Below are 10,529 nucleotides of genomic sequence, written 5' to 3' on the forward strand. Positions count from 1 at the left end.
TTCGGCGCGGGCCGCCGTTCGACGCCGCACCACCCGCCGGGCGGCTTTTCGACGCCGCACCACCCGCCGGGTGCGGTGGCGCCGGGAACATGCGCGGGGCCCGCGGCCACCGTCATCGGCGGCCACGGGCCCAGGCTAGCGCGGTCGACCCCCGCGCGGGGGCATCAGCGGGTCAGCTTGCGGTGCGTGACGCGCGACGGGCGGGCGGCCTCGGGGCCGAGGCGCTCGACCTTGTTCTTCTCGTAGCCCTCGAAGTTGCCCTCGAACCAGAACCACTGGCCCTCTTCGACGTTGCCCTCCCACGCGAGGATGTGGGTGCAGGTGCGGTCCAGGAACCAACGGTCGTGGGAAATGACCACGGCGCAGCCCGGGAAGTTCTGCAGGGCGTTTTCCAGCGACGACAGGGTCTCGACGTCGAGGTCGTTGGTCGGCTCGTCCAGCAGGATCAGGTTGCCGCCCTGCTTCAGGGTCAGGGCCAGGTTCAGGCGGTTGCGCTCGCCGCCGGACAGGACCTTCGACGGCTTCTGCTGATCCGCGCCCTTGAAACCGAAGGCGGACAGGTACGCGCGCGACGGCATCTCGTTCTGGCCGACGTGGATGTAGTCCAGGCCGTCGGAGACGACCTCCCACACGGTCTTCTCCGGGTCGATGTTCTCGCGGCCCTGGTCGACGTAGCTGAGCTTGACGGTCTGGCCGACCTTCACCTCGCCGGCGTCCGGCTGCTCCAGGCCGACGATGGTCTTGAAAAGCGTCGACTTGCCCACGCCATTCGGGCCGATGACGCCGACGATGCCGTTGCGCGGCAGGGTGAACGACAGGTCCTTGATCAGGACGCGGCCGTCGAAGCCCTTCTCCAGGTTCGACACCTCGACGACCTGGTTGCCCAGGCGCGGCGGCGTCGGAATCTGGATCTCCTCGAAGTCGAGCTTCTTGTACTGCTCGGCTTCCTCCACCATCTGCTCGTAGCGCTCGAGACGGGCCTTGTTCTTGGCCTGGCGGGCCTTCTGGCCGGAGCGGACCCACGCCAGCTCGTCCTTCAGGCGCTTCTGCAGCTTGGCATCCTTCTTGCCGGCGACCTCGAGGCGGGCGGCCTTCTGCTCCAGGTAGGTGGAGTAGTTGCCCTCGTAGGGGTACAGCTTGCCGCGGTCGACCTCGCAGATCCAGCCGGCGACGTGGTCCAGGAAGTAGCGGTCGTGGGTGACGGCCAGGACGGCGCCGGGGTACTTCTGCAGGTGCTGCTCGAGCCACAGCACCGACTCGGCGTCGAGGTGGTTGGTGGGCTCGTCGAGGAGCAGCAGGTCGGGCTCGCTCAGCAGCAGCTTGGCCAGGGCGACGCGTCGGCGCTCGCCACCGGACAGGTGGGTGACGGGCTCGTCCCCGGGCGGGCAGCGCAGCGCGTCCATGGCCTGCTCGATCTTGGAGTCGATTTCCCAGGCGTCGGCGGCGTCGAGCTCCTCCTGGAGCTTGCCCATCTCCTCCATGAGCTCGTCGGTGTAGTTGGTGGCCATCTCTTCGGCGATCTGCTCGAAACGCTGCTTCTTGTCGAAGATGTCGCCGAGGCCCTCCTCGACGTTGCCGCGCACCGTCTTCTCCTCGTTGAGCGGCGGCTCCTGCAGCAGGATGCCGACGGTCGCGCCCGGCTCGAGGTAGGCCTCGCCGTTGGAGGGCTGGTCCAGGCCGGCCATGATCTTCAGGATCGACGACTTGCCGGCGCCGTTGGGGCCGACGACGCCGATCTTGGCGCCGGGGTAGAACGCCATGGTCACGTTGTCGAGAATGACCTTGTCGCCGTGCGCCTTGCGCACGTTCTTCATCTGGTAGATGAACTCAGCCACTGCTGCGCTCTCCTTCGGAGGTTGGTGGTTTCGCTTCAGGTGCGCCGGGGGCCGCCCCGCCGGGACCGGGCTTTCGCCGTCGCGGTTGCCGGTGTTGCGTTGCGACGATCACCGCCCGCGCACATTCGCCCTCACCTTACCGGTAGCGGCGGCAACTTCCCCGACGGGCGGCCCGAGCGAACTTCTCCGACGGCACCCCGAGAGCACTTCCCCGATGGCGGCCCGCGCACTTCGCCGACGGCACCCCAAGCGGCTACGAGACCATCTCGGCCATCTCCGCCTCCGTCCCGTATGCGCCGCCGGCGTCGTCGCGCTGCACGGACTCGTCGAAGTGGTTGGTTTCGTTGGGGACGACGCCCTGGTCGTGGGCCATGCGGTGCTCGGCTTCCTCGGCCTCGCGGGCGCGGCGTTCGGCCTCCGCGGCGCGCGACGACCCGGCTTTGATGCGGGTGATCGCCGCGGTGGCGAAGCGCAGGTCGGGGCCGACGGAATCGGCGATGACCTTGGTGTACGACTTGGTTTTGCCTTCGTCGTCCTGCCATTCGACGGTGCACAGGCGCCCTTCGGCGATGATGCGGTCGCCCTTGGCGAACGTGTTCACCGCGTTTTGCGCCAGGCGGTCCCAGCATTCGGCGTCGATGTACGCGGTGTCGCCGTCGACCCACTGGCCGTCGATGTGGCGCTTGCGGGTCGATGCGACGCGCAGGCGAGTCACCAGCTTGCCGTTGGCGGTGGTCTTGATCTCCGGCTTCTTGGTGATGTTGCCGACGATGGTCACCTTGATCTCGGACATTGCGAGTCCCCCTTCGTGTCGTGGTCCCCGGAGCGCTGGTCGTTCCGGGCCTCGCACGTCCGACGATGCCGCCTCCGCCCGCCGGCCACCACCGCCGTTTCGGCGGCCTGTGGATGAATCGCAGATTATGGGGCTTATCCACAGGCCCCGGATTTTTCCGCTTGACGACGCCTACCCCATCCCTTTCACCGTGGCGGCTCCTGCACGACCCGGTGGGCGTCGTAAAGCCCAAGGCCCTTCGCCGGGCGGCTCCTGCACGACCCGGTGGGCGTCGTAAAGCACACGGCCCGCCGGCAAACGGAAAGGCGCGCGACGGGAACCACCCGCCGCGCGCCAACCTGCGAAAACGCCCCCGAAAAGGAGCTACTTGCGCAGCTTTCCGGCGTCCTTCGCAGACCCGAGATGCACCTCATGCTCGGCATCGACGGTGCCGGTGTAGTACTCGCGCTCCTCGTCGGTCATGCCCCGGCTCGTGCGCGCCGCCAGCATGGCGTTGTAGGCCTCCAACTCAGCGTCATGATCGCGCTCGGCGTTGCGGTCGTAGCGGGCGGCATCCCTCTCGTCGCTGCGCCGCCACTGGACGAACAGGGCCGTCATCACGATGAACAGGGGCACCTCACCCAACGCCCACGCCACCGCGCCGCCGACGTTCTGGTCCTCCAGCAAATCCACGTACCACGGCAACGCCAGATTGCGGTAGTACTCCTCCGCCAACACCTGCTGCATCTGCATCAACGTGATGCCGAACCACGCATGGAACGGCAGCGAACCCATCAGCGATACCAGCTTCACCGCCGGCGAAATCTGCTGCGGCGCCGCATCCACGCCGATGATCACCCAGTAGAAGATGTACCCGGAGATCAGGAAGTGAATGTTCATGAACAGGTGACCGGCGTGCTCGTCGGCCAGGAAGTCGTACAACGGCGTCATGTACAGCAGGTAGAAACCCGCCACGAACTGCGCCGTGGCCACGATCGGATTGGTCAGGAACCGCGACACCGGATTGTTGATGAACGCCACCAACCACTCGCGCACGCCCGGCAGGCCCGTGCGACCCGCCGGCTTGAGCGCGCGCAACGCCAACGTCACCGGGCCGCCCAGGGCCAACATCACCGGAATCGCCATCGAGTACAGCATGTGCGCCAGCATGTGCACCGAAAACAGCGCCGGCATGTACACGCCCAACGCCGACGACGACGTGAACAGCAACAGCGCACAACCCGACAGCCACCAGATCGTGTTCGAAATCGGCCACTCGCCGCCGCGCTTGCGCAGCTTCCGCAGCCAGTACAGGTAGATCCACGCCGCGATGATCGCCGCCGAGCCGAAGAAGATGTCGAACCGGAACTGCGTGAACATCGCCTCCCAGCCGAAGGGGATCTCCAGCTTGTAGCCGAGCTTGACCTCCATCTGCGTGATCGGCGGCAGGCCCTCGCCACCGGCCTGGTCCGAGTAATTCGGCGGCGGAGGCGTGCGGCCCAGCGCCACCGCGACACCGACCGCCACGGCCATGACCAGAACCTCCACGATGGCCAGACGCCAAAACGCCGGGCCGTTGGGGTCCTTGTCCAGCGCCGGGATGGTCACCTTCCGGTGCATGTAGCCGAACAGGCCCAGCACGACGATCAGCAGCGTCTTGACCACCACGAGGATGCCGTAGTTGTTGTCGAACAGGTCGTGCCACGACAGGTTGATCGCCGCGTTGATCACGCCCGACGCGCTCATGGCCACGAACGCGACCAGCGCGACGAAGCTGTAGCGCGACGCGACCTCGGACATGAACTCGCCGCGGCGGCGCGCATGGCCGATGAGCGCCATCAGACCGCCGACCCAGAACACCGTGAACGTCAGGTGCCAGATGTACGAGTTGGTGCCGTAATCGTGGTTGCCGCCGGTGGCGTTGTGGCTGACGACGGCCAGCGGCATCATCGACAGCAGCGACACGGCGAAGAACACCGGCTGCCAGATCCACTTGCTGGTCAGCGCCGAACCGACGGCCACGACCAGGGCGAAGATGGCCACCCACAGCCACGCCAGCGCCTCACTGACCTGCTCGAGGGCCAGGGACCAGTTCTCCGGGCGGATCGTCGTCGACAGCGGCTGGCCCGACACGTCCGACAGCACCAGCGGGATCTGCAGCAGCGCGATGAGCCCCCAGCTCAGGATCGCCCACCGGCCGGTCCGCGCCGCCGCCCAGCCGTCGAGGTCGACCGTCCCGTCCGGCCTGGGGCGGGAGCCGAACGCCGACAACATGAACGAACCGATCGCCAGGGCGGCCAGCATTTCGCCGCCGGCCTTCGCCAGCGGGAAGCCCACCGTCGTGATGAATCCGGGGTCCGGGATGCCCAGGGTCGTCCGGGATTCCATGTTGAACGCCAGCGACAGCGCGCCCGCGAGGGCGCCGGCCACCAAGGCGAAAACCACGTACCAGCCGAGGGTTCCCCGGACCTTGCGCGTCGGTCGGGTCGTCGTCGCAGTCATGCCCCCTAGGGTAGACCCCCGAGGTGGGGCCGCAGAATTCCGGTTGGCGCGCCGTTCCCTCCCCCGCCGCGGCTCGCCCGCTTACCGGGCATCCCGGTGGCCGGGTTATCATTCCGTTTCGCATGCCTCCGTAGCTCAGTGGATTAGAGCATCCGGCTTCTACCCGGCTGGTCGCGGGTTCGAATCCTGCCGGGGGCACGGTGCGAAAACCCCCGCCGTCCTGTTCCATTGCAGGGCGACGGGGTTTTCCGATTGGCCGCGACCTGGCCGCGGCGCCTCGGATTCCGGCGGTCGATTCAGCCGGCCACGTCGCGGCGGGTGGACGGCAACGCGGCCGCCACCAGGTAGATGATCACAGCGAGCCCCGGCAGCAGGATGCCCCAGACGTTGATCACCGGGTCGTTGCGGTCGGGGTCGGTCGCCCAGACGAGCAACCACGACCCCCATCCGAGCAGGGCGATGAGCCCGGCGACGGCGCCCGCCCACATTCCGGCGCCGATGCCCTTGCGCACCAGCCCCACCACCCCGGTCACGAGGGTGGCGACGATGCCGATGCCCGACAGAAGCATCACGTCGACCGAAGCGGTGAAAAGAACGGCCACCAGCACGGCGTGGGCCGCTGCGGCGGCGAGGAAAAGAGAGCGCACGATGATCTCCTTCGGTTCGTCGGATTGATCGCCTTAGCCGAATGCGCCGACGGGCCCGGCACACGCGACGCAGACTTACGGCCGCAGGTAACGGTCGACCATTTCGGTGACTTCGTCGACGGCGGCCTCCACGGCATCTTCGGCACCGTCTGCACCGTTGGCCCCGTCGCCGACGCTTTCGCGCAGGAGGTTGGAGCACATGAGCACGGCGGACTGCATGACCATGAACACGTTGTTGGCCAGCACGATGGGGTCGCCGTCGCGGATGGAGCCGTCTTCCTGGCCGTGGTTGATGCCCGGCAGGATGTACTGCTCGATGATCGACCGTTCGCTGGATCCCTTGGGGCGGATGATGGCGCGGACGATGCGTTCGGGGTCGGTTTCGGCGAGGTTGAGGAAGAATTCGCCGTTGGACAGCCTGGCCAGGATGATGCGGAAGCGCGCGACCATGCGTTGGCGGGCGTCGCCGGGCATGTCGCGCAGCTCGGCGAGGATCCGCAGGAATTCGCGGGTGATCACTTCGTTCGACAGTTCGTCGAGGTCCGCGTAGCGACGGTAAACGGTCGGGCGCGACACTCCGGCGTTGCGGGCGATCTCGGCGATGGAGGTGCGGCGAAGTCCGACGGACATGATGCTTTCGCGCGCCGCCTCGATGATGGCCTCGTCGACCGAGGTTTTCGCGTCGTTGCCGCGGTTCATCGTCATTCCTTTCCCGCGTCCGACCGGGAATTTTTCGGCCGGGGTGAAGGCTTTTGGTCCTGCGACCAATCGAATCTGGGTCAATGGTAATGCGCGATCTGCGTGATCCCCGTTTCCCACACCCATGAAGGGGACACCCGTATACGTCTCCGACATGGGCAAACAACCCTTTCCCCCATTGCCGCCGCCTCATGGGCCCCTCCCCGCCGGAGCATCGGGTGCCGGGCCGGCCCGTGGGCGGCGTCTCGGCGCACTAGGCTTGCGGCGTAACCATCCGTCGACCGACCGCGAGGACGAACATGGCATTGCCCGCTCCCCATCCCGATTACCGCGCCGTGGTGACCGGCGCGTCGCAAGGCATCGGAAAGGCGTTGGCCAGGGAACTCGCCCGGCGCGGCCATTCGCTGATTCTCGTTGCCCGGTCGGCGGACAAGATGGAGGCCCTGGCCGCGGAGCTGTCGGGCCCGTCCCCGTCCGTGGAGGTCCGTCCCTGCGATTTGTCGGATCCGCGGGAGCGGGAGGTGCTTTGCGACGAGCTGCGGGAGCGCCGGATCAGCGTGATGGTCAATTGCGCCGGCATCGCCACGTTCGGCCGTTTCCAGGAGTTGGACCCGGAGTACGAGAAGGCGCAGTTCGAGCTCAACGCCACCGCCCTGTTCGATCTGACGCAGCTGGTGGTGCCGCAGATGGTCGAGCGCGGTTCGGGTGCGATCCTCAACGTGGGTTCGGCGGCCGGCACGACGGTCATCCCGAACAACGCCACGTACGTGGGCACGAAGGCGTTCGTGAACACGTTCACCGAGGCGCTGCATTACGACCTCAAGGGCACCGGCGTGCACTGCACGTTGCTGGCCCCCGGCCCGGTGCGTCCCGACGAGCGTGACGGCGGCGCCAACGAGGTCGACGAGAACGTCCCCGATTTCCTGTGGACCTCCACCGACGACTGCGCCCGCGACAGCCTCGATGCGGTGGCGGCCAATCGCCTGCGGGTGGTGCCCGGCGCCCTGAGCAAGGGCATGAACACCGCGGGCAATTACCTGCCGAGGTGGCTCGTCGCCCCCATCATCGGACGTTTCTACGAAGGGATGGCCCAGTGACCCACGCGCACGACGACGCCAACTGCAACGACAACACCGGCAACGATTCCAACGGCGTTGCCCCGAAGTACGACCGCATCGTGTGGATCGACTGCGAGATGACCGGCCTGGATCCCAACAGGCACGTCATCGTGGAAATCGCGGCCCTGGTCACGGATGCGCAGCTCAACATCCTCGGCGACGGCGTCGACATCGTGGTCCACGCCTCGGAGACGGAACTGGCGCAGATGGACTCGTTCGTCACCGAAATGCACGCGTCCTCCGGCCTTACCGACGAGATCCGCCGGTCGACCGTCGACGTCGACGAAGCCGAGCGCATGGTTCTCGACTACATCCGCCAGTGGGTGCCCGCCGAGCGTCAGGCACCGCTGGCCGGCAACTCGATCGCCTCGGACCGCGGCTTCATCAACCGCTACATGCCGGAGCTCGACCAGTTCCTGCACTACCGCATGATCGACGTGTCCTCCCTGAAGGAACTGGCCCGCCGCTGGTACCCGCGCGTGTACTTCGGGCAGCCGGAGAAGGGCATGTCGCACCGTGCGCTGGCCGACATCCGAGAGTCGATCCGCGAGCTGGAGTTCTACCGCCGCGCCATGCTCGTCCCCGGCGAGGGACCGTCCACCGATGAGGTCACGCGGGCGGCCGAGGACGCCATGCGTGCCGTGCCGATGGAGTGACCTGGGCAGGACCGTCGTCAAGCATCCCGATGACCTGCGGTTTTGTCGGGCACGATTCGTGGGTTATCCTGTAATCCGCTGCACGGCGCGGGCTACCCCGACGTCGTGAATGCGATGGTGACTGTAGTTCAGTTGGTAGAGCACCAGGTTGTGATCCTGGGTGTCGCGGGTTCGAGTCCCGTCAGTCACCCCGAAGGAAAGGCCCGGACCGTTTGGTCCGGGCCTTTCGCATGCGCGGGGGTTCGCGGCGACTACCTCGCCACGGCATGCTCCCGCTGCGCAGCCGCCCCGCCCGGCGCGCCGACGTCGGTCAGGCGTCCGTCGACCATCTCCATGACGCGGTCGGCGCGCTCGGCCTGGCCGGGATCGTGGGTGACGTACAGGGTCGCGGCACCATAGTGGCGGGTGACGTCGACGATGAGGTCGGTGACCGCCTCGGCGGAGGCGCGGTCGAGGGCGGCGGTGGGCTCGTCGACCAGCAGCAACTCGGGCTCATTCATCAAAGCTCGCGCCAGGTTCACCCGCGCCTGCTGACCGCCGGACAGGGTGGACACGCGGCGCTCGGCCATACCGCTCAGTCCCACGGACTCGAGCAACTCGGCGGCACGCTCGCGGGCGCGGCGACGCTCGGAGGCCGGCGGCGGAAGAATGCGGCCCAGGCGCGTCATGACGATCAGCTGCTCCCGCACCGTCAACGCGGGAAGCAGGTTCGGCTGCTGGAACACCAGACCGATGTGTTCGCGACGCACACGCGTCGCGTCGGCGCCCCGGGCGGTCAGGTCGACGTCGCCGTCGGCACCATGCAGCGTGACGACGCCCGTGTCGGGGGTCTGCAGGCAGCCCGCCACCGCGAGCAGCGTGGACTTGCCCGATCCGGAGGGGCCGGTGACGGCGACGACCTCGCCGCGGTCGACGTCGAGGGAGACGTCGTCGAGGATGCGGCGCGTCGCGGAACCGTCCGCGACCTCCAGGCCGACGCCGGAGATGTGCAGCGCCCGACGGGCGTCGGCGGTGCGGGAATCGGCGGTGCGGGAATCGAATGCGGTGGACGAGGTCATCGTGGTCTCCTGTTCGCGTTCATGCGGGGCAAAGGTGGTGCGGGCGGTCCGGTTCGGGCCGGCGGGGTCACGCATTGGCCAGCGCCTCCCTCGGCTCGACGCGCAGCACGGGCACCAGCGCCACGGCCGCGCCGATCAATCCGGTGCCGACGAGGACCAACGCCGGCCACGCGGTCGTCGACGCGTCGATGAGCACCGGCATGATGCCGCTGGACGACAGCCACGTGCCCGCGCCGACGGTGACGGCGACGCCCGAGCCGACGCCGACCGCCAGCACGATGAGCGCCTGGCCCAACGAATCGGCGGCCAGCACCGGACGCGACGCCCCCAGCGCCGAAGACACCGCGACGCCGCGCATGCGCTGGACGGTCCACACCATGAAAAACGCGCCGACGACCAACGCGGAAATGAGGTACAGCAACGACGTCATCGCGTTGAGCGACATCTGCTCGCCCTTGTTCGACGACGACAGGTCCATGCGCTCGTCGCCGCGCACGACCACGGTGCCGTCGACCTCGGGGGCCTCGGCCACGGATTCGTCGACGACGACGGCCGACGCGCCACCGGCGATCTGCTCCGCCAGCGCGGGGTCGACGAACACGACCGGCTGGTGCTCCCACCACAGGTCACCCCCGGTACCGGCGACGGTGACCGTCCGCCCCCCGAAGGTCGCGGTGCCGGACTCCGGAAGATCCTCTGCGACGGCGTCGGAGGGACGGATCTCGTTGCGTCCGAGCGAATGGTCCGGGAAGACGAAAACCGGCTCACCGCCGAGGCGCGCGCGGCCCACGGACCACACCTCGGCCCCGCCCTCGGACTTCGCGGCCGTGACCTGGGCCGTCGTCAAGCGAGACGCCGCCAACGACGGAGAACCGGCGTCGGCGACGATGACGGCATCGTCGTCGCCGAGGGATTCGGACAACGCCGACGTCGACTGATGGGACAAGCCCGCCGCCAATGCGGACAGCATGGTGACGAGCACGGCGATCAAGCCGACGGTGACGGTGATCAATGCGGTGCGCCCGGGTGCGGCGCGGAGTTCACGAGTTGCCTGGTACATGACTCCAATGGTCGTCGGCGCGGGCCTCCGGCGAATCGCCCGCGGGATGGGACTTGCCTCCCAACTTTCGGTTGACCCCGACGACGCCGCCGCGCCCCGCCACCTGCACCCCGGCGCGTGCGGCACTTACGCTGGGGGCGTGAACGACCGCCCCGAGACCCACTCCCCCGCCGCAGGGCCGG

9 protein-coding genes and 2 tRNA genes are annotated in these 10,529 nt (G+C 68.0%); 4 read left to right on the forward strand and 7 right to left on the reverse strand.

Annotated elements, in window-relative coordinates:
• Positions 1-164 precede the first annotated feature (164 nt).
• The 3 genes from ettA to HMPREF3121_RS00745 form a co-directional block, all read right to left on the reverse strand.
• Complete coding sequence (gene ettA / locus HMPREF3121_RS00735; protein WP_070519108.1) at positions 165-1,835, reverse strand: energy-dependent translational throttle protein EttA; 1,671 nt, start codon at positions 1,833-1,835, stop codon at positions 165-167.
• Positions 1,836-2,088: 253 nt separating this feature from the next.
• Complete coding sequence (locus tag HMPREF3121_RS00740) at positions 2,089-2,628, reverse strand: single-stranded DNA-binding protein (protein WP_070519109.1); 540 nt, start codon at positions 2,626-2,628, stop codon at positions 2,089-2,091.
• A 363-nt stretch (positions 2,629-2,991) separates the two neighbouring features.
• A complete protein-coding gene (locus tag HMPREF3121_RS00745; protein ID WP_070519111.1) occupies positions 2,992-5,109 on the reverse strand; it encodes a bifunctional copper resistance protein CopD/cytochrome c oxidase assembly protein in 2,118 nt (705 codons plus the stop codon).
• A gap of 124 nt (positions 5,110-5,233) precedes the next feature.
• Between HMPREF3121_RS00745 and HMPREF3121_RS00750 the strand changes: the two genes are divergently transcribed.
• A tRNA-Arg gene (locus tag HMPREF3121_RS00750) sits at positions 5,234-5,307 on the forward strand.
• Between the two features lie 98 nt (positions 5,308-5,405).
• Here HMPREF3121_RS00750 and HMPREF3121_RS00755 read toward each other — a convergent pair.
• A complete protein-coding gene (locus HMPREF3121_RS00755; RefSeq protein ID WP_070519113.1) occupies positions 5,406-5,756 on the reverse strand; it encodes a hypothetical protein in 351 nt (116 codons plus the stop codon).
• A gap of 75 nt (positions 5,757-5,831) precedes the next feature.
• Positions 5,832-6,455, reverse strand: coding sequence for a TetR/AcrR family transcriptional regulator (locus HMPREF3121_RS00760; RefSeq protein ID WP_246816021.1), 624 nt, complete (start codon positions 6,453-6,455; stop codon positions 5,832-5,834).
• 299 nt (positions 6,456-6,754) lie between these two features.
• On the opposite strand from HMPREF3121_RS00760, the gene cmrA reads away from it, so the two are divergent.
• From cmrA to HMPREF3121_RS00775, 3 genes are all read left to right on the forward strand, one after another.
• Positions 6,755-7,552, forward strand: a complete 798-nt coding sequence (cmrA, locus tag HMPREF3121_RS00765; protein ID WP_070519116.1) for a mycolate reductase — start codon at positions 6,755-6,757, stop codon at positions 7,550-7,552.
• 98 nt (positions 7,553-7,650) lie between these two features.
• The gene (gene orn, locus HMPREF3121_RS00770; RefSeq protein ID WP_083291122.1) at positions 7,651-8,229 is read left to right on the forward strand and encodes an oligoribonuclease; all 579 of its coding nucleotides are present in this window, start codon (positions 7,651-7,653) and stop codon (positions 8,227-8,229) included.
• 117 nt (positions 8,230-8,346) lie between these two features.
• A tRNA-His gene (locus tag HMPREF3121_RS00775) sits at positions 8,347-8,419 on the forward strand.
• Between the two features lie 61 nt (positions 8,420-8,480).
• Here HMPREF3121_RS00775 and HMPREF3121_RS00780 read toward each other — a convergent pair.
• Entirely contained in the window at positions 8,481-9,287 is an 807-nt protein-coding gene (locus HMPREF3121_RS00780) for an ABC transporter ATP-binding protein (RefSeq protein ID WP_083291123.1), read from the reverse strand.
• 67 nt (positions 9,288-9,354) lie between these two features.
• Positions 9,355-10,347 (reverse strand): ABC transporter permease, encoded by a 993-nt coding sequence (locus HMPREF3121_RS00785; protein ID WP_070519120.1) that lies wholly within the window; start codon positions 10,345-10,347, stop codon positions 9,355-9,357.
• Positions 10,348-10,529 lie beyond the last annotated feature (182 nt).

The sequence above is a fragment of the Corynebacterium sp. HMSC11E11 genome (assembly GCF_001807025.1).
GTDB classification, from domain to species: domain Bacteria; phylum Actinomycetota; class Actinomycetes; order Mycobacteriales; family Mycobacteriaceae; genus Corynebacterium; species Corynebacterium freneyi.

Excerpts from the sequence above, each read along its gene's own strand:
- HMPREF3121_RS00760 (WP_246816021.1), bottom strand. The coding sequence starts at position 6,455 with ATGAACCGCGGCAACGACGCGAAAACCTCGGTCGACGAGGCCATCATC.
- HMPREF3121_RS00740 (WP_070519109.1), bottom strand. The coding sequence starts at position 2,628 with ATGTCCGAGATCAAGGTGACCATCGTCGGCAACATCACCAAGAAGCCG.
- HMPREF3121_RS00780 (WP_083291123.1), bottom strand. The coding sequence starts at position 9,287 with ATGACCTCGTCCACCGCATTCGATTCCCGCACCGCCGATTCCCGCACC.
- HMPREF3121_RS00785 (WP_070519120.1), bottom strand. The coding sequence starts at position 10,347 with ATGTACCAGGCAACTCGTGAACTCCGCGCCGCACCCGGGCGCACCGCA.
- cmrA (WP_070519116.1), top strand. The coding sequence starts at position 6,755 with ATGGCATTGCCCGCTCCCCATCCCGATTACCGCGCCGTGGTGACCGGC.
- HMPREF3121_RS00745 (WP_070519111.1), bottom strand. The coding sequence starts at position 5,109 with ATGACTGCGACGACGACCCGACCGACGCGCAAGGTCCGGGGAACCCTC.
- orn (WP_083291122.1), top strand. The coding sequence starts at position 7,651 with ATGACCGGCCTGGATCCCAACAGGCACGTCATCGTGGAAATCGCGGCC.